General features: G+C 59.9%; 16 protein-coding genes. 8 read left to right on the forward strand and 8 right to left on the reverse strand.

Translation table 11 applies throughout. The features are described 5' to 3' along the window. Positions 1 to 55: 55 nt before the first annotated feature. Entirely contained in the window at positions 56 to 763 is a 708-nt protein-coding gene (locus KGB23_RS12135) for a PolC-type DNA polymerase III (protein WP_056741265.1), read from the reverse strand. Beyond that, positions 760 to 2,700, reverse strand: coding sequence for a putative nucleotidyltransferase substrate binding domain-containing protein (locus KGB23_RS12140; protein WP_223431250.1), 1,941 nt, complete (start codon positions 2,698 to 2,700; stop codon positions 760 to 762). The genes KGB23_RS12135 and KGB23_RS12140 overlap by 4 nt, the downstream gene beginning before the upstream one ends. Before the next feature lie 253 nt (positions 2,701 to 2,953). On the opposite strand from KGB23_RS12140, the gene KGB23_RS12145 reads away from it, so the two are divergent. Beyond that, positions 2,954 to 3,400: a response regulator gene (locus KGB23_RS12145; RefSeq protein WP_223431251.1), complete on the forward strand. Its 447-nt coding sequence runs from the start codon at positions 2,954 to 2,956 to the stop codon at positions 3,398 to 3,400. Positions 3,401 to 3,478: 78 nt separating this feature from the next. On the opposite strand, the gene KGB23_RS12150 is transcribed toward KGB23_RS12145, so the two are convergent. Further along, entirely contained in the window at positions 3,479 to 5,656 is a 2,178-nt protein-coding gene (locus KGB23_RS12150; protein ID WP_223431252.1) for a malate synthase G, read from the reverse strand. A gap of 477 nt (positions 5,657 to 6,133) precedes the next feature. Between KGB23_RS12150 and KGB23_RS12155 the strand changes: the two genes are divergently transcribed. Next, positions 6,134 to 6,652: a glycine cleavage system protein R gene (locus KGB23_RS12155; RefSeq protein WP_007947710.1), complete on the forward strand. Its 519-nt coding sequence runs from the start codon at positions 6,134 to 6,136 to the stop codon at positions 6,650 to 6,652. Positions 6,653 to 6,755: 103 nt separating this feature from the next. On the opposite strand, the gene rarD is transcribed toward KGB23_RS12155, so the two are convergent. The 5 genes from rarD to KGB23_RS12180 form a co-directional block, all read right to left on the reverse strand. Then, positions 6,756 to 7,643 carry an EamA family transporter RarD gene (gene rarD / locus KGB23_RS12160; RefSeq protein WP_223431253.1) on the reverse strand — a complete coding sequence of 296 codons (888 nt, stop codon included), beginning with the start codon at positions 7,641 to 7,643 and terminating at the stop codon, positions 6,756 to 6,758. A 191-nt stretch (positions 7,644 to 7,834) separates the two neighbouring features. Beyond that, entirely contained in the window at positions 7,835 to 8,809 is a 975-nt protein-coding gene (locus KGB23_RS12165) for a serine/threonine protein kinase (RefSeq protein WP_033056251.1), read from the reverse strand. Between the two features lie 210 nt (positions 8,810 to 9,019). Next, positions 9,020 to 10,921 (reverse strand): PhoX family protein, encoded by a 1,902-nt coding sequence (locus tag KGB23_RS12170; RefSeq protein ID WP_223431254.1) that lies wholly within the window; start codon positions 10,919 to 10,921, stop codon positions 9,020 to 9,022. Between the two features lie 58 nt (positions 10,922 to 10,979). After that, positions 10,980 to 11,744, reverse strand: coding sequence for a TOBE domain-containing protein (locus KGB23_RS12175; RefSeq protein ID WP_223431255.1), 765 nt, complete (start codon positions 11,742 to 11,744; stop codon positions 10,980 to 10,982). A 63-nt stretch (positions 11,745 to 11,807) separates the two neighbouring features. Next, on the reverse strand, positions 11,808 to 12,548 hold the full coding sequence (locus KGB23_RS12180; protein ID WP_223431256.1) for a ComF family protein: 741 nt from the start codon (positions 12,546 to 12,548) through the stop codon (positions 11,808 to 11,810). A 92-nt stretch (positions 12,549 to 12,640) separates the two neighbouring features. Here KGB23_RS12180 and bioB point away from each other — a divergent pair, with 92 nt between their 5' ends. From bioB to KGB23_RS12210, 6 genes are all read left to right on the forward strand, one after another. Then, positions 12,641 to 13,696: a biotin synthase BioB gene (gene bioB, locus KGB23_RS12185; protein WP_223431257.1), complete on the forward strand. Its 1,056-nt coding sequence runs from the start codon at positions 12,641 to 12,643 to the stop codon at positions 13,694 to 13,696. A gap of 155 nt (positions 13,697 to 13,851) precedes the next feature. Continuing rightward, positions 13,852 to 15,030, forward strand: coding sequence for an 8-amino-7-oxononanoate synthase (bioF, locus tag KGB23_RS12190; protein WP_223431258.1), 1,179 nt, complete (start codon positions 13,852 to 13,854; stop codon positions 15,028 to 15,030). Beyond that, the gene (locus KGB23_RS12195) at positions 15,023 to 15,754 is read left to right on the forward strand and encodes an alpha/beta fold hydrolase (RefSeq protein WP_223431259.1); all 732 of its coding nucleotides are present in this window, start codon (positions 15,023 to 15,025) and stop codon (positions 15,752 to 15,754) included. Before bioF ends, KGB23_RS12195 begins: the two co-directional genes overlap by 8 nt. Then, a complete protein-coding gene (bioC, locus tag KGB23_RS12200; protein ID WP_223431260.1) occupies positions 15,747 to 16,559 on the forward strand; it encodes a malonyl-ACP O-methyltransferase BioC in 813 nt (270 codons plus the stop codon). The genes KGB23_RS12195 and bioC overlap by 8 nt, the downstream gene beginning before the upstream one ends. Beyond that, entirely contained in the window at positions 16,556 to 17,236 is a 681-nt protein-coding gene (gene bioD / locus KGB23_RS12205) for a dethiobiotin synthase (RefSeq protein WP_223431261.1), read from the forward strand. The genes bioC and bioD overlap by 4 nt, the downstream gene beginning before the upstream one ends. Before the next feature lie 107 nt (positions 17,237 to 17,343). Continuing rightward, positions 17,344 to 17,640, forward strand: a complete 297-nt coding sequence (locus KGB23_RS12210) for a pyrroloquinoline quinone biosynthesis protein PqqE (protein ID WP_150658478.1) — start codon at positions 17,344 to 17,346, stop codon at positions 17,638 to 17,640. Positions 17,641 to 17,909 lie beyond the last annotated feature (269 nt).

Here is a 17,909-nt window from a genome sequence, read left to right on the forward strand (position 1 = left end):
GTAGCAGCTGCCGAACGCAGCCTTCGGCAGCTGCTACAAAGGATTGCGGTGGCTGTCAGAAAGAAGGCGCTCGCTGTCTGCGCTTCCACTGACTCAACCGCTGCTGCAAATTCAACGGACTATGAATCTGCATCTGCCGCGCCCGGCTGAATAAAATCAACGCCAGTTCAGCGGTGGCCAACGCATCGGCACTGGCATTGTGGCGCTCGAACACTTCCAGTTTGAACCAGTCGATCCACTGATCCAGACCGGCATCGCGAATGTGCGCCTGAGGGCAAAGCAACGGTGCGATATCAGCCACATCCAGAAACGGATGCTGCAACTTGTAGCCCAGATGGTCTTTCAAGGCGCGCCCGAGCATGTGCTGATCGAACGGCGCGTGAAACGCCAGCACCGGGCTGTCGCCAACAAATTCCATGAATTCGACCAGGGCCTGAGCCGGATCGCTGCCCGCGGCAATCGCACTCGGCCCCAGGCCATGGATCAACACGCTGGGAGCCAACTTCATGTCGGTGCATTGCAACGTGCGCTCGAACTGCTGGCTGAAATCGATCGCGCCGTCCTCGATCACTACCGCGCCGATGGACAACACTCGGTCCTTGTTCAGGTTCAGCCCGGTGGTTTCCAGGTCGAGCACCACCCAGCGCTGTTCGCGCAGGCTGCATTCGCCGAGCTCTGCCGCCGGGGGCAAGCGTTGCAGACGTTGTTGGAGTTCGCCGGGAAGGCTCGGACCTGCCGGGCGCAACCATGAAAACAGGCTCATAGCTGATACCGCAGGGCGAGGCTGCTTTGCAGGCGTTGTGCCTGGCGCAGGGATTCACGCAGGATCCGTCGATCCAGATGATTGAGGCTGTCTGGATCGACCCGGTTGGAGTAGGGCAAGTTCTCCCGGGTCTGTAGCTGATGTTGCTGCATGCGCGCTTGCTGGATGAAGTGATAGGCCTCTTCGTACGCCGCACCGTCCAGCCGTTCGATGACTTCTTTGTCCACCAGTTGGCGAAAGCGCTCCAGCGTGTTGTTCGCCTCGACCCCATGGGCCAACGCGAGCAGTCGGGCACCGTCGACAAAAGGCGTCAGCCCCTGGATTTTCAAGTCCAGAGTGGCTTTCTCGCCATTCTTGCGAGCCAGTACGAACTCACGGAAACGTCCTACGGGCGGACGGTTACGCAGGGCGTTCTCGGCCATCATCCGTTGGAACAGTCGGTTGTCATTCACCTGATCGAGAATGCCCTTACGCAGCTGCTCGCAGCCTTGCTCGTCGCCCCAGACCACCCGCAAGTCGAAATAAATGCTCGAACCCAACAGGTTCTCCGGCGTTGCTTCGCGGATAAACGCCGCAAAACGTCGCGACCATTCGGCCCGGGACAAACACAGCTCCGGGTTGCCGGCCATGATATTGCCCTTGCACAGGGTGAAACCGCAGAGCGCCAGGCTCTGGTTGATCTGCTGGGCAATGGGCAGCAATTTGCCGCGAATCTCGGCGGCGTGGGCCGCGTCCCGGGCTTCGAACAAAATGCCATTGTCCTGATCGGTGTGCAGCGTCTGTTCGCGGCGGCCTTCGCTACCGAAGCACAGCCAACTGAACGGAATGCCGGGATCACCTTTCTCGGCGAGGGTCAGTTCGATCACCCTGCAGACGGTGTGGTCGTTAAGCAGGGTAATGATGTGCGTGATCTGGGTTGAAGAGGCGCCGTGGGCCAGCATGCGTTCCACCAGTTGGCCGATCTCGCCGCGCATCGCGACCAGATTTTCCACCTTCTGGGCGCTGCGGATAGTCCGCGCCAGATGCACCAGATCGACCCGTTGCAGGGAAAACAGATCACGTTCCGAGACCACGCCACACAGGCGATGATCCTTCACCAGGCAGACGTGGGCGATGTGCCGCTCGGTCATGGCAATCGCCGCATCGAAGGCGCTGTGGTCCGGCGACAGGTAAAACGGCGCCCGGGTCATGTGGCGTTCGATGGCTTCGTTGAAATCGTCAGTGCCGTCGGCCACCACATGGCGCAGGTCGCGCAGGGTGAAAATGCCCAGCGGCGATTTATGTTCGTCGACCACCACAATGCTGCCGACCTGCTGCCCATGCATCAGGGTCACGGCTTCACGCAGTGGCGTGGTCGGGCTGCAGGTCACCGGGTGGCGCATGGCCAATTCGCCCAGGCGGGTATTGAGCGAGTACTGGGTGCCGAGGGTTTCCACGGCTTTTTGCTGGACTTGTTGGTTGACCTGATCCAGCAGGCTGCTCACGCCGCGTAGGGAAAAGTCGCGAAACGCGTTGGAAAGTGCGAACAGTTTGATGAACGCCAGCTTGTTCAGCTGTAGGCAAAAGGTGTCTTCGGAGGCCAGATGCTCGGTACGCGTCGCGCGCTCACCCAGCAGCGCGGCGAGGGGGAAACACTCGCCGGTGGTGATCTCGAAGGTGGTTTCGGTGCCGCCCTTGGCCGTATGGGGGCGTTCACCCACGACCCGGCCTTGCTTGACGATGTAGAAATGCTCAACCGGGCCGTCGGCGGGCTTGAGGATGCTCTCGCCGGGCGCATAAAAACGCAGCTGACACTGCTCGACCAGGTACGCCAGGTGGGCGTGTTCCATTTGATTGAAGGGCGGGAAGCGCTGAAGGAATTGCAAAGTGCCCTGGATGTTCTGCAACACCGCGGTTTTCCCTGCCTGTGTGAAGGCGTCCGCTTTACTCATAACCATTACCGCAGTCTATTTTGAATTGTTGTTGTCGGATGACCTGGCCATGGTCGGCCCCTGCGCGCGGGGTGCCCATTGGACGTAAGTCTAGGTAGGCAGTGAACCTGTAGGTATTTGGGAAATGTCTTACGCAACTGTGGGAAAAACCTCCTACATTGGCTATAGGAAAGCTTTCCGACGAAGTGCACCCTGAAGGTCTGCCGGGTGATGTCACACGGAAGTGATAGGCAATTGAATTGGAAAAGCAGAGAAAGCCATGTCCGACCACGATATTTTGAGTGACGCCGAGCGCAAGGCGCTGAGTGACGTCATGCTGGAACCTGACCTGCCGCCGCAGCGGGTGCTGATCGTCGACGACGATAAAGACGCGCGCGAGTTGCTGTCGGAGATTCTGGCGCTGGACGGAGTGCGCTGCATGACTGCCGCCAGTGGCGAAACTGCACTCAGGATGTTGGAGACGATGCCATCGATTGGCCTGGTGATTACTGATCTGCGGATGAGAAATGTCGGTGGTCTGGACCTGATCCGGCAGGTCCGTGAATCGGTTCGGGCGGCAATGCCGTTCATCATCGTTTCCGGTGACGCCGACGTGAAAGATGCGATCGCTGCGATGCACTTGAGCGTGGTCGACTTCCTGCTCAAGCCTGTCGATACCGGCAAGCTGTTGGAGCTGGTCAAGCATGAGTTGGGAATGGATGTGTAAACCGCTTTTGATTTTGCTTCAAATAAAAAAGCCCTGATCTTTCGATCAGGGCTTTTTTTGTCCGGCGTCATCGCTTAGTTACAGGCCATTGGCAGCCTTGAACTCGCGGCGGCGACGGTGCAGAACCGGCTCGGTGTAGCCGTTCGGCTGTTTGGTGCCTTCGACCACCAGTTCGACCGCCGCCTGGAAGGCGATGTTGCTGTCGAAGTCAGGTGCCAGCGGACGATACAGCGGATCATTGGCGTTCTGACGGTCAACCACTGGCGCCATGCGCTTGAGGCTTTCCATGACCTGATCTTCGGTGACGATGCCGTGACGCAGCCAGTTGGCGATGTGCTGGCTGGAAATCCGTAGCGTCGCACGGTCTTCCATCAGGCCGACGTCGTTGATGTCCGGCACTTTCGAACAACCCACGCCCTGGTCGATCCAGCGCACCACGTAACCGAGAATGCCCTGGGCGTTGTTGTCCAGTTCGTTCTTGATCTGCTCTGCAGTCCAGTCTGGATTGACGGCCAACGGGATGGTCAGGATGTCATCCACCGAAGCGCGCGCACGATTGGCCAGTTCAGCCTGACGGGCGAACACATTGACCTTGTGATAGTGCAGCGCGTGCAGCGCAGCAGCGGTCGGCGATGGAACCCAGGCAGTGTTGGCACCGGCCAGCGGGTGAGCGATTTTCTGTTCGAGCATCGCTGCCATCAGGTCCGGCATGGCCCACATGCCTTTACCGATCTGGGCGCGACCTTGCAGGCCGGTGCTCAAACCGATATCGACGTTCCAGTTCTCGTAGGCGCCGATCCACTTCTCAGCCTTCATGTCCGCCTTGCGCACCATCGGGCCGGCTTCCATGGAGGTGTGAATTTCATCACCGGTACGGTCGAGGAACCCGGTGTTGATGAACACTACACGCTCGCTGGCAGCCTTGATGCAGGCCTTGAGGTTGACCGTGGTACGGCGTTCCTCGTCCATGATCCCGACTTTCAGCGTGTTGCTTGGCAAGCCGAGGACTTCTTCGATGCGACCGAACAGCTCGTTGGTGAACGCCGCTTCTTCCGGGCCGTGCATCTTCGGCTTCACGATGTAGACCGAGCCGGTACGGCTGTTCTTACGCGAGTTGTTACCGTTGAGGCTGTGGATTGCCGCGAGGCTGGTGACCAGGCCGTCGAGGATGCCTTCCGGCACTTCGTTGCCATCCTTATCGAGGATCGCATCGATGGTCATCAGGTGACCGACGTTGCGCACGAACAGCAGCGAACGACCATGCAGGCTCAGTTCTTTACCATCGACACCGGTATAAGTGCGGTCGGCGTTCATGGTGCGGGTAAAGGTCTGACCGCCCTTGGAGACTTCTTCCGACAGATCGCCCTTCATCAGGCCGAGCCAGTTGCGGTAGATCACCACTTTGTCATCGGCATCGACGGCGGCGACCGAGTCTTCGCAGTCCATGATGGTGGTCAGCGCGGCTTCCATCAGGATGTCTTTGAGGCCGGCAGCATCGGTCTGGCCGACCGGGGTGCTGGCATCGACCTGGATTTCAAAGTGCAGGCCGTTGTTTTTCAGCAGGATCGCGGTCGGTGCGGCTGCATCGCCGTGGAAACCGATCAGCTGTGCATCGTTGCGCAGGCCGGTATTGCTGCCGCCTTTAAGGGCGACCACCAGTTTGCCGTCAACGATCTTGTAGCCGGTGGAATCGACGTGAGTGCCGGCAGCCAATGGCGCCGCTTCGTCGAGGAAGGCGCGGGCGAAGGCGATGACCTTGTCGCCGCGAACCTTGTTGTAGCCTTTGCCTTTTTCCGCGCCGTCAGCTTCGCTGATGGCATCGGTGCCGTAGAGCGCGTCATACAGCGAACCCCAACGGGCGTTCGAGGCATTGAGCGCGAAACGGGCGTTCATCACCGGCACCACGAGCTGTGGACCGGCCATGCGGGCGATTTCGTCATCGACGTTTTGCGTCGTTGCCTGGAAATCGGCCGCTTCTGGCAGCAGATAACCGATGTCTTGCAAGAAGGCTTTATAAGCCACGGCGTCGTGTGCCTGGCCGGCACGCGCTTGGTGCCAGCCGTCGATACGAGCCTGGAAATCATCGCGTTTGGCGAGTAGGGCTTTGTTCTTCGGCGCCAGGTCATGAATGACCTTATCGGCACCGGCCCAGAACTTATCGGCGGTGAGGCCGGTACCGGGAATGGCTTCGTTGTTCACGAAGTCGAACAGGACTTTGGCGACCTGCAGGCCACCGACTTGAACGTGTTCAGTCATTGCTTGCCTCACTCTGCTCAGCTATTTCGCTTTTCAGCTCTTCAATTTAACAATGAAGCCTTTGGCATTTAAACCACAAACCTTTTGACCAGTACATGCCATTGCGGGCGGCTGGGTTATGACCAATCAACGGCATTGAGGCCTTGCTGACGGGGCTTTCAGGGTTGTGGCTGCACCTGCGGCAGACATCGATCCAGCGTTATGTAGTGCGCGCTGCGGCATACTACATGATGAATTGCGCTTGTGAAAATTAGACTAATTACGTCGTTCTGCGACGCTATGACGCATTGCGGTCACGTCGGGGTACGGGATGTTCTCAAAAAACCATTGGATTGTTCCAGTTAAATATAAAAACTTGTACACATAATCTTCAGCGCCCTGCTATGAGGCTTTGGTTTTCTGAGACGCCGAGCCGATTCCCGGCCCTTGCCTATACTTGGTCTTCTATAACAAAAGTCATGACAAGAGGGCTGCGCCATGGACCACCTCGTACTCACTGTTTTCGCTCCGGACAAGCCAGGGCAGGTCGAGCGCATAGCCCAATGCATCGCCGAGCACGGCGGCAATTGGCTGGAGAGCCGCATGTCGCGCATGGCCGGGCAGTTCGCCGGGATTCTTCGTGTGGGCGTGCCGGCCGAGGCCTACGACGAACTGGTGGATGCCCTACAGGCGCTGTCGGCCCATGGCATTCGCGTGCTGATTGCCGAAAGCGGCATCGAGCAATCCTGCACCTGGAAACCGATAGCCATGGAATTGGTGGGCAATGACCGCCCGGGGATCGTACGTGACATCACGCGTCTGCTGAGTGAGCAGGGGGTGAACCTGGAGCGTCTGGTGACCGAAGTACGTCCGGCGCCGATGAGCAGCGAGCCTTTATTTCACGCTGAAGCGATTCTGGCGGTGCCGCTGACGCTGTCTCTGGACGTGCTGCAATCGCGCCTGGAAACCCTGGCGGATGATTTGATGGTCGAATTGGTGCTGCGCAGTGAACCCTGAGCAGGTTATCCAAGTTATACGTGCACCTGCCTGTGGATAACCTGTAGAGACAGCCCGCCAGGCCAAGGTAGCCGTGGCCTGCAGAGGTTTGTACGTTTTTTGATCAGCAGCGGCGTCGCAGACTTATCCACGCGTCGACGCTGTAAACCGCCAGGCCCGCCCAGATAAAGATGAATGCCACCAGTGTGCTCGACGACAACTGTTCGCCAAACAGCAGAACGGCTTGCAACAGCACCAGCGTCGGCGCCAGGTACTGGAGAAATCCCAACGTCGTGTAGGGCAAATGCCTTGCTGCGGCGTTGAAACACACCAGCGGCACCAGCGTCACCGGACCAGCGGCCACCAGCCACCAGGCTTCGGACGTGGTCCAGAATTCGGCTTGAGCACTGCTTGCAGTGGGGTTGAACAACAACCACGCGACGGCAATCGGGACCAGCATCCAGGTTTCCACCACCAGACCCGGCAACGCCTTGACCGGTGCCTGCTTGCGGATCAGTCCGTAGAAACCGAACGTCAGCGCCAGCACCAGGGACACCCACGGCAGACTGCCGACTTGCCAGACCTGCTGCGCGACGCCTACCGCCGCCAGGCCAACCGCCAGCCATTGCATGCGCCGCAGTCGTTCGCCAAGGATCAGCATGCCCAACAGCACGTTCACCAGCGGGTTGATGTAGTAACCGAGACTGGCTTCGAGCATGCGCCCGTTGTTCACCGACCAGACGTAGGTCAGCCAGTTGGCCGCGATCAACGTGCCGCTCAGGGCCAGGATCGCCAGGCGTTTCGGGTTATCACGCAACTCGCGCCACCAGCCCGGATGTTTCCACACCATCAGCAGCAAGGCGCCGAACAGCGCGGACCAGAGCACTCGGTGGATGATGATCTCCACGGCGGGCACGCTGGCGATGGCTTTGAAGTAGAGCGGGAAAAGTCCCCAGATGATGTAGGCACTCAGGCCCAGGATGTACCCGCGACGCGGGTTGGCGGCTTGCATGCAGAATCCTTGCTTAGGCAGCTAACAAAGAGGGGATTGTAAGGAGATTTGCAGGAATGGTCGCGGACCAATGTGGGGGCGGCGGTGCGACGATTCGACTTGCTCGCGAAGGCGTCAGTAAAGTCGACATCATCGGTGAATGGCAGTCCGTCTTCGCGAGCAAGCCCGCTCCCACAGGGGATCTGTGGTGGTTAGAAGAGCTTTAGGGGTTCTTCATTCAGGGCAGCCAACTGTTCGCGCAAGGCCAACACTTGGTCGCCCCAATACCGTTCACTACCAAACCACGGAAAACTGTGCGGGAACGCCGGGTCGTCCCAGCGGCGGGCGAGCCAGGCGCTGTAGTGCATCAGGCGCAAGGCGCGCAGCGGTTCGATCAACGCCAGTTCCCGCGGATCGAAGTCGTGGAACTCACTGTAGCCGTCCATCAATTCCGACAACTGACCGAGACATTCCTGACGATCCCCCGCCAGCATCATCCAGATGTCCTGCACCGCCGGGCCCATGCGGCAGTCGTCGAGGTCGACGATGTGGAACATCTCGTCGCGGCACATCATGTTGCCGGGATGGCAGTCGCCGTGCATGCGGATGTTCTTGTGCGGCGTAACGTTGTAGACCTCTTCCACCCGTTTCAGCAGGTCTCGGGCCACGGACTCGTAGGCCGGCAGCAGGCTTTTAGGTACGAAATTGCCTTCGAGCAATGTCGTCAGCGAGTCATGCCCGAAGTTCTTCACACCCAGCGCTTCGCGGTGTTCGAACGGTTTTGTAGTGCCGACGGCGTGCAGACGACCGAGCAGTTGCCCCAAGCGATACAGCTGATCGAGATTGCCGGGCTCCGGCGCTCGGCCCCCACGACGGGGGAACAGGGTGAATCGGAAACCGTTGTGTTCGTGCAGGCTGGCGCCGTTGTGAATCATCGGCGCGACCACCGGCACGTCGCACTCGGCGAGTTCGAAGGTGAATTGGTGTTCTTCGAGAATCGCTTCATTGGTCCAGCGCTGCGGACGGTAGAACTTGGCGATCAGCGGCTCGGAGTCTTCGATACCGACCTGATAGACACGGTTCTCGTAGCTGTTGAGCGCCAGAATGCGCGCGTCGCTGAGAAAGCCGATGCTTTCGACGGCATCGAGCACGAGGTCTGGGGTGAGGGTTGCAAACGGGTGGGCCATGCTGACTCCTGCGCGCAGCAGGCTGCCGCGTCCGGCCAAGCATGGTAGCGCAGACGGGGCTTCTTTAGGGGGTTGGGCTTGAGATGAGTGTTGTCTGGGCTGACGCCTTCGCGAGCAAGCCCGCTCCCACACTGGATCGTTGGTGTTCACACTTTTTGTGACACACAGGAGATCCAGTGTGGGAGCGGGCTTGCTCGCGAAGAGGCCTTATCAGGCGCCGACGATCCCGCCATCCTCGCGGGAAATCGCCATCACCGAAGACCGCGGCTTGCCATTCGGCAGATGCTCAGGGAACGTCGACCCGCCGTTTTCCCCCGGATGCTGAATCCCGACAAACAAGGTCTTCTGATCCGGCGAGAAGCTGATCCCCGTCACTTCGCAACCCACCGGCCCGACCATGAAGCGACGTATCTCCCCGGTGACCGGATCAGCGCAGAGCATCTGATTGTTGCCCATGCCCGCGAAGTCGCCGGCATTGCTCGAATCGCCATCGGTGAGAATCCACAACCTTCCGTCCTTGTCGAAACCCAAGCCGTCCGGGCTGTTGAACATGTTCTGCGGCGTGATGTTCGACGAACCGCCCTTCGGCGTGCCGGCGTGAACACCGGGGTTGCCGGCGACCACAAACAGGTCCCAGGAAAAGCTTTTGGCACCGTGATCGTCACGGTCGGTGCGCCAACGCAGAATCTGTCCGTAGAAGTTCTTCTCGCGAGGGTTCGGCCCGCCCACCGGTTGCCCGTCCTCGCCTCGCTTGGCGTTGTTGGTCAGCGTGCAATAGACCTGGCCATCCTTGGGGCTGACGACGATCCATTCCGGACGGTCCATGCGCGTAGCTTTTACCACGCTGGCCGCGAGGCGGGCGTGAATCAACACTTCGGCCTGATCGGCGAAACCGCTGCTGGCGTCGATGCCGTTTTTGCCGTGGGTCAGTTCGATCCATTCGCCCTGGCCTTTAGGGTGATCGGCATTGCCGTCGCCCGCGTCGAAGCGCGCCACGTACAAGGTGCCGTGGTCCAGCAGGTCGCGGTTGGCCTTGGGGGTTTTGTGGTTGATCTTGTCGCGGCTGACGAATTTGTAGATGAACTCACCGCGCTCATCGTCGCCCATGTACACCACGGCGTGACCGTCACTGGTTTCGGCCAGGGCGGCGTTTTCATGTTTGAAGCGGCCCAGCGCAGTGCGTTTGACTGGCGTCGATTGCGGGTCGAACGGGTCGATCTCCACGACCCAACCGTGACGGTTGAGTTCGTTGGGGTTTTTCGCCAGGTCGAAACGCTCGTCGTGTGGGTGCCAGTTGATCTCTTTGCTCGCCGCCACCGCGCCGTAGCGTTTCTGCGCGGCGTCGAACTTTTGTTCGGCATTGCTGCTGCCGAAGCAGTCAGTGAAGTTTTCTTCGCAGGTCAGGTACGTGCCCCACGGCGTCTTGCCGTTGGCGCAGTTCTGGAAGGTGCCCAGGACGTTCTTGCCGTGTGGGTCGGCACTGGTTTTCAGCAGTTCGTGGCCGGCGGCCGGGCCGCTCAGGCTGATTGGCGCGTTGCCGTGAATGCGCCGGTTGTAGCGCGAGCCCTGGACGAAATGCCACTGGCCGTTCTTGCGCTGCACTTCGATTACCGACACGCCTTCGCAGGCCAACGCCTTGCGCACGTCAGCAGCCGACTGCGGCATGCCGCTGTGGGCGTAGAGGTAGCGATAGTTGGTGTATTCGTTGTTGATCGCCATCAGCGCCCGGTTTTTGTCACCGGGAAACTCGAACAGGCTCATGCCGTCGTTGTTGTCGCCGAACTGCGCTTCCTGATGTTCGGCTGTGCCGTTGCCACTTGGGTCGAACGCCGGGCCGTTCTTCTGCAGGGGCTGGCCCCAGCTGATCAATACCGAAGATTTGTAGCCTGGCGGCAGAGTGATGGCGTCGCTGGTGGCGGCGGGAATACTGTCAAAACCCAACAGTTTGCTGGAGCCGGCGCTGACGCTCGCGGCCAGCACGCTGCGGCTCAGCAGGTTGCCGCCCAGGAACATCGCGGCACCACAAAGGGCGCCGGCGCTGATGAAACCTCGGCGGCTGAGGCCGACCATTTTCTCGAGGTCGGTGGATTGGTTGTCTTCTAATAGGCTCACATCAGGCTCCCTGCGGGTTTTTGCAGTCACCTTAATGAGCGTTAATGACACTTGTGTTTCAAAGCGGTGTACCGAGTAAAACGTTGGATGGCGCGAACTGCACCCGTACCGGTTTATCGGCGGCGAGGCCGAGGGTTCTCAAGTGCAGCGGTTCGGCCAGTGCGCAGAGTGTCTGGCCATTGGGCAGGCCGATGCGCACTTCGCTGGGGCCGTCCTCGGCGTCGAGAATTTCCTCGATGATCCCCTTCAGGCAATTATTGCCGGGTGTTGCCCCTTGATCGATGCCCAGCAACTCCAGCCAGCCGGCCTTGATCAGTGCGACCACTTCGGTGCCGGTTTCGAGTTCCAGACGCAGGGTGCTGTCGTGAGTGATCTGCGCATCGATGTTCAAACCTTCGGCCAATTCAAGACGAATACGGTCGTTGTGCCCTTGGTTATCAATCGCCACGACCTTGCCATGCAGTTGATTGCGCGCGCTGGTTCTGAGCATCAGTCGGCCGAGCAGGTCGAGATCGCTGGCATCTTCGGCGGCTTCCAGCACCTGAGCCTGCAAAGCTTGCAGCTTTTGATACAGGCGCAATACGCGCTCGCCTTCGCTGGAGAGTTTGGCGCCGCCGCCGCCCTTGCCGCCGACACTGCGCTCCACCAACGGTTTTTGCGCGAGGTTGTTCAACTCGTCGATGGCGTCCCAGGCCGCTTTGTAGCTCAGCCCCGCGCTTTTCGCGGCACGGGTGATCGAGCCCTGTTCGGCGATGTGTTGCAGCAACGCGATGCGCTGCGGACGACGGACGATGTGCTGGGACAACAACGTAGGCAAGGACATGGCAAGACGCTTTGGGCTGTGGCGATGGGAAGGACGTTGGCGGCTTGGGGCCCGGGAGTCAAGTCAGGGCGCATCGCCGGGTTTGGGTGTGCGGGCCAGGCAATAGACGTCGACACGTGCGGCGCCGGCGTCCATCAACAGACGAGCCAAGGCTTGCGCCGTGGCGCCGGTGGTCAACACATCGTCCACCAACGCCAAGTGACGACCCTTGATGCACGCATCGGGCGTCAGGGCGAAGGCGTTGCGCAGGTTCTTTTTGCGGGCCTCGGCATTCAGGTCCTGTTGGGCGCTGGTGTCCTGAATCCTCAGCAACAGCGTTTCATCGCACGGAATGTCGAGGCGGGTGCTGAGCCAGCGGGCGAGCATCGCGGCCTGGTTGAAACCCCGTTGGCGCAGGCGTTTGGTGGCCAGCGGAACCGGGATGAGCGCGTCGGGTCGATTCAGGTCTTCATCGAAGCGATGTTGCAGGAACTGAGCGAGAAGTTCGGCGAGCAGGCGACCAAACGGCCACTTCGCAGAGTGTTTGAAGCGTGTGATCAGCGTGTCCACCGGAAAACTGTAAGTCCAGGGCGTAGCGACCCGTTCAAACGCTGGCGGTTGTTTCAGGCATTGGCCGCAGGTCAGACCAGCGGTGGGCAACGGCAGGGCGCAGGTTTGGCATTTATCGCCCAGCCAGGGCAACTCCGTTTCACAGGCCATGCAGATGGGTGTGCATTCATCGGCGGGTTCTGAACAGAGCAAACAGAATTGTTCATTTTTTAACCAGATGTAAACCTGTCCTTCGTATCGTGGTTGACAGCGCATGAGTCTTCCTTAAATATGCCGAACATCCGTGTCGCGTCTGTGGGTATTCCATTCCCCAGTCGCTTGCCAAGCATAAAACAAAGGAAACGCCCATGAGCGCCAGCACCACTGCAACCCTGCGTCATGACTGGTCTTTGGCCGAAGTCAAAGCACTCTTCGTTCAACCATTCAATGACTTGTTGTTTCAGGCGCAGACGGTGCACCGCGCGCATTTCGACGCCAATCGGGTCCAGGTGTCGACGCTGCTGTCGATCAAGACCGGTGCCTGCCCGGAAGATTGCAAATATTGTCCGCAGTCCGGTCACTACAACACCGGCCTGGAAAAAGAAAAGCTGATGGAAGTGCAGAAGGTCCTCGAAGAGGCCGCGCGCGCCAAGGCCATCGGTTCGACCCGTTTCTGCATGGGCGCGGCGTGGAAACATCCGTCGGCCAAAGACATGCCTTACGTGCTGGAAATGGTCAAAGGCGTGAAAGCCATGGGCCTGGAAACCTGCATGACCCTCGGTCGTCTGGATCAGGACCAGACCGTTGCACTGGCCGACGCTGGCCTCGACTACTACAACCACAACCTCGATACCTCGCCGGAGTTCTACGGCAGCATCATCACCACCCGCACCTACAGCGAGCGCCTGCAAACCCTGGCTTACGTGCGTGAATCGGGGATGAAGATCTGCTCCGGCGGCATCCTCGGCATGGGCGAGTCCCTCGATGACCGCGCCAATCTGCTGATCCAGCTGGCCAACCTGCCGGAGCACCCGGAATCGGTGCCAATCAACATGCTGGTGAAAGTCGCCGGTACGCCGCTGGAAAATGCTGACGATATCGACCCGTTCGACTTCATCCGCATGCTGGCTGTCGCACGTATCCTGATGCCGCAATCCCACGTGCGCCTGTCCGCCGGCCGCGAAGCGATGAACGAGCAGATGCAGGCCCTGGCGTTCTTCGCCGGTGCCAACTCGATTTTCTACGGCGAAAAACTGCTGACTACCGCCAACCCGCAGGCGGACAAGGACATGCAACTGTTCTCGCGTCTGGGCATCCTGCCGGAAGCGCGCGAAGAGCACGCTGACGAAGTGCATCAGGCCGCGATCGAACAAGCGCTGGTTGAGCAGAAGAGCAGCGAGCAGTTCTATAACGCTGCAATCTGATTCGACACAAATCGAGTGTGGGAGCGGGCTTGCTCGCGAAAGCGGCGGCACAGTCGACATCAACGTTGAATGTCAGTCCGTCTTCGCGAGCAAGCCCGCTCCCACATTGATTGTACCCAACCTTGGATTATGTAATCTGACTGCCCGAGGCCTGCATGTCTTTCGATCTCAGCGCGCGCCTTGCTGCCCGTCGTGCCGAAAATCTCTACCGCCAACGCCCATTGCTCGAAAGCCCCCAAGGCCCGGAAGTGGTGGTCGATGGTCAGCCGTTGCTGGCGTTCTGTAACAACGACTACCTGGGCCTGGCCAATCACCCGCAAGTGATCGAAGCCTGGCGCGCCGGTGCGGCCCGTTGGGGTGTCGGCGGCGGCGCGTCGCATTTGGTTATCGGCCACAGCAGCCCACATCACGCGCTGGAAGAGGCCCTGGCCGATTTCACCGGACGACCGCGTGCGCTGTTGTTCACCACCGGTTACATGGCCAACCTCGGCGCAGTCACCGCGCTGGTCGGGCAGGGCGATACGGTGCTGGAAGACCGGCTCAATCACGCGTCCCTGCTGGATGCGGGTCTGTTGTCCGGTGCGCGCTTCAATCGCTATCTGCACAACGACGCAGCGAGTCTGGCCAAGCGTCTTGAGAAGGCGACCGGCAATACCCTGGTGGTCACCGACGGCGTGTTCAGCATGGACGGCGACATCGCCGACCTGCCGACGCTGGCTCGGGAAGCCAGGGCCAAAGGTGCATGGTTGATGGTCGATGACGCTCACGGGTTTGGTCCGCTGGGCGCTAATGGTGGCGGGATCGTCGAGCACTTCGGCCTGAGCCAGGAAGATGTGCCGGTTTTGGTCGGCACCCTCGGCAAGGCATTCGGTACGGCCGGGGCTTTCGTGGCTGGCAGCGAAGAGCTGATCGAGAGCCTGATCCAGTTCGCCCGCCCCTACATTTACACCACCAGCCAGCCGCCGGCGCTGGCCTGCGCGACGCTGAAAAGCCTCGAGTTGCTGCGCACCGAACACTGGCGTCGTGAGCATCTGAAGACGCTCATTGCCCAGTTCCGCCACGGTGCCGAACAAATCGGCCTGGAGTTGATGGACAGCTTCACGCCGATCCAGCCGATCATGATCGGTGATGCCGGACGTGCGGTTCGACTGTCGCAGATGCTGCGTGAGCGCGGTCTGATGGTCACTGCGATCCGTCCTCCGACCGTGCCCGCTGGCAGCGCCCGACTGCGGGTGACCCTGACCGCTGCGCACAGCGAGGCGCAGGTACAGCTATTGTTAAATGGACTGGCCGATTGTTTTCAACAGCTGGGACCGGAGCCAAGCCATGCGTGATCGTCTGATTCTGCTGCCCGGCTGGGGCCTCGGAATTTCTCCGCTGGAGCCCTTGGCGGCAGCGTTGCAAGGACTGGATGAACACTTGCGGGTCGAGATCGAGCCGTTGCCGGAACTGGAATCAAGCGATTTTGAGGAGTGGCTCGATGAGCTGGACTCGACGTTGCCTCAGGACGCCTGGCTCGGCGGCTGGTCGCTCGGCGGCATGCTCGCTTCAGAGTTGGCGGCCCGGCGCGGCGATCGCTGCTGCGGCTTGTTGACCCTGGCGAGCAATCCTTCTTTTGTCGCCCATGAGCAATGGCCGAGTGCGATGCCTGCCGAAACCTTCGATGCGTTTCTGGCCGGTTGCAAGGCTGATCCGCGCATGACGTTGAAGCGTTTTTCGCTGCTCTGCGCTCAGGGGGCCGAAGACCCGCGCGGGTTGTCTCGGCTGTTGCTCGGTGGCGCGCCACATACTTCGGCAGAGGTATTGATGAGCGGCCTGGAGTTGCTCGCACAACTGGATACCCGCCAGGCTTTGCAGGCGTTTCGTGGCCCGCAACTGCACTTGTTCGCCGGCCTCGATGGACTGGTTCCAGCCGAAGCGGCGGGCGACCTGCTGACATTGCTGCCGGATGTTGAAATCGGTCTGATCGAGCAGGCCAGTCACGCGTTTCTTCTGGAAGACCCTCACGGTGTGGCGGGGGCGATTCAGGCCTTTTTGCATGAGTCCGGTGATGACTGATTTATCTCTTCCCAACCTGCCCGGCGGCTTGCCCGACAAACGCCAGGTGGCGGCATCTTTTTCCCGTGCGGCGGCAAGCTACGACAGCGTGGCCGAATTTCAGCGCGACGTTGGCAGTGAATTGTCGAGTCGTTTGCCTGAGGACTTCGTGCCGGGTGTGTGGCTGGATCTGGGCTGCGGCACCGGGCATTTCAGTCGTGCATTGGGCGAGCGATTTCCTGCCAGTCACGGCCTGGCACTGGACATCGCCGAAGGCATGCTCAATCACGCTCGGCCGTTGGGTGGTGCAACGCATTTCATCGCTGGCGATGCCGAGCAGTTGCCGTTGCAGGATTCGACCTGCGATCTGATCTTCTCCAGCCTGGCGGTGCAGTGGTGTGCGGACTTCGCTTCGGTGCTCAGTGAAGCCAATCGGGTGCTGAAACCAGGCGGAATTTTCGCGTTTGCTAGTCTGTGTGTAGGCACACTGATCGAGCTGCGTGACAGCTGGCGTCAGGTGGATGGCATGGTGCACGTCAACCGCTTCCGCGAGTTCGGGGTTTATCAACAGCTTTGCGCGGACAGTGGGTTGAGCGTCGCGAGTCTGGAAACCCGACCGCACGTGTTGCATTACCCGGATGTGCGCAGCCTGACCCATGAGCTGAAGGCGCTGGGCGCACACAACCTGAACCCCGGTCGGCCGGGCGGTTTGACCGGCAGGGCGCGGATCCTCGGTTTGATCGAGGCTTATGAGCGGTTTCGTCAGGACAAAGGATTGCCGGCGACTTATCAAGTGGTCTACGCCGTGTTGGAGAAACCCTTATGAGCGCAGCCTATTTCATCACCGGTACTGACACCGATGTCGGCAAGACCACCATTGCCGCAGCTTTGCTGCATGCCGCGCGGTCGGCCGGTTTGAGCACGGCGGCGGGCAAGCCGGTCGCCTCCGGTTGCGATGTGACGCCCAAGGGCTTGCGCAACGCTGATGCATTGGCGTTGTTGGCGCAGTGCTCAGTGCCTTTGACTTATGCACAGGTCAACCCTATGGCGTTCGAACCGCCGATCGCACCGCATCTGGCAGCGAGGGAGGCCGGCGTGGCATTGACGGTGCAATCACTGTTGACGCCCATGCGGGAGATTCTCGATATGCAAGCGGACTTCACCTTGATCGAAGGTGCTGGAGGCTGGCGGGTGCCTTTGGCGGATCAGGACAATTTGTCGGACCTGGCGATGGCGCTGGATCTGCCGGTGATCCTGGTGGTGGGCGTGCGCCTGGGTTGCATCAATCATGCGCTGCTGACGGCCGAGGCGATTGCTCAGGACGGTTTGCAGTTGGCAGGGTGGGTGGCCAATATCATCGATCCAAAGACTTCGCGTCTGGAAGAAAACCTCGCGACACTCGCTGAGCGGATCCCGGCACCGTGCCTTGGGCGAGTGCCGAAACTCAAGGTGGTGACGGCTGAAGCGGTGGCGGAGTATCTGCAGCTGGATCTGCTGGACTAGGGTTCTAGCTATGACAAGGCACTGTGCCATTAGTGTTTTTGTCGGGTCTTTTGTCAGTGGGTCTGGTTCAATGGCCGCTGTTGATCCTTTGTAGGACGAGTTCTCCCATGGAAATCTCAGGAAACACCGCTTTTTATGCCGGTCTGAGCACTATTCAGACAGGGCAGAACCGTGTCGATCAAGCCTCTGGCCAGATCGCCAACACGACGATCGAGCGTTCGGTCACCAGCCAGTCTTCCGAGGCTCAGGTTGATCGTCTGCGCTCGGTGGATCGCAGTCAGCAGTCGGACCTGGCCAGCAATATGGTCGAGATGTCCCAAGGCAAATTTCAGGTTGAACTGGGCGTCAAAGTCGCCAAGGCATCCGACGAAGTACTCGGTACGCTGATCGATACTTTCGCTTGAACCCTCGCTGAACCCGCTCCCTCAACGCCGCGAATGTTCGCGGCGTTTTTCTGCGTGAGTCCTTCTCTCTCAACTAATCTTTCCTCCACAGCGTAATTGCTCAGGCGACGGTGTTGCGTTGCTGTGGGTCTGGTATTTGCCTCGGGTGATGACGAACGGCAAAGGATCGGCGCTTGACAAGATTTGGGCGTAAACGTATGTTTCAAACAACTGTTTGACCGCCACAACAAATCAACGCGGTCGTTCATTCCCGGTTACATCAGCAGAGG

The sequence above is a fragment of the Pseudomonas sp. GL-B-26 genome (genome assembly GCF_019947405.1).
Classification (GTDB): domain Bacteria; phylum Pseudomonadota; class Gammaproteobacteria; order Pseudomonadales; family Pseudomonadaceae; genus Aquipseudomonas.

Bases quoted from the DNA above. Each gene is read 5' to 3' on its own strand.
- KGB23_RS12135 (WP_056741265.1), bottom strand. From the start codon at position 763: ATGAGCCTGTTTTCATGGTTGCGCCCGGCAGGTCCGAGCCTTCCCGGC.
- KGB23_RS12210 (WP_150658478.1), top strand. From the start codon at position 17,344: ATGGAAATCTCAGGAAACACCGCTTTTTATGCCGGTCTGAGCACTATT.
- KGB23_RS12175 (WP_223431255.1), bottom strand. From the start codon at position 11,744: ATGTCCTTGCCTACGTTGTTGTCCCAGCACATCGTCCGTCGTCCGCAG.
- KGB23_RS12180 (WP_223431256.1), bottom strand. From the start codon at position 12,548: ATGCGCTGTCAACCACGATACGAAGGACAGGTTTACATCTGGTTAAAA.
- KGB23_RS12155 (WP_007947710.1), top strand. From the start codon at position 6,134: ATGGACCACCTCGTACTCACTGTTTTCGCTCCGGACAAGCCAGGGCAG.
- KGB23_RS12165 (WP_033056251.1), bottom strand. From the start codon at position 8,809: ATGGCCCACCCGTTTGCAACCCTCACCCCAGACCTCGTGCTCGATGCC.
- bioF (WP_223431258.1), top strand. From the start codon at position 13,852: ATGTCTTTCGATCTCAGCGCGCGCCTTGCTGCCCGTCGTGCCGAAAAT.
- KGB23_RS12140 (WP_223431250.1), bottom strand. From the start codon at position 2,700: ATGGTTATGAGTAAAGCGGACGCCTTCACACAGGCAGGGAAAACCGCG.
- bioD (WP_223431261.1), top strand. From the start codon at position 16,556: ATGAGCGCAGCCTATTTCATCACCGGTACTGACACCGATGTCGGCAAG.
- KGB23_RS12195 (WP_223431259.1), top strand. From the start codon at position 15,023: ATGCGTGATCGTCTGATTCTGCTGCCCGGCTGGGGCCTCGGAATTTCT.
- bioB (WP_223431257.1), top strand. From the start codon at position 12,641: ATGAGCGCCAGCACCACTGCAACCCTGCGTCATGACTGGTCTTTGGCC.
- rarD (WP_223431253.1), bottom strand. From the start codon at position 7,643: ATGCAAGCCGCCAACCCGCGTCGCGGGTACATCCTGGGCCTGAGTGCC.
- KGB23_RS12150 (WP_223431252.1), bottom strand. From the start codon at position 5,656: ATGACTGAACACGTTCAAGTCGGTGGCCTGCAGGTCGCCAAAGTCCTG.
- KGB23_RS12145 (WP_223431251.1), top strand. From the start codon at position 2,954: ATGTCCGACCACGATATTTTGAGTGACGCCGAGCGCAAGGCGCTGAGT.
- bioC (WP_223431260.1), top strand. From the start codon at position 15,747: ATGACTGATTTATCTCTTCCCAACCTGCCCGGCGGCTTGCCCGACAAA.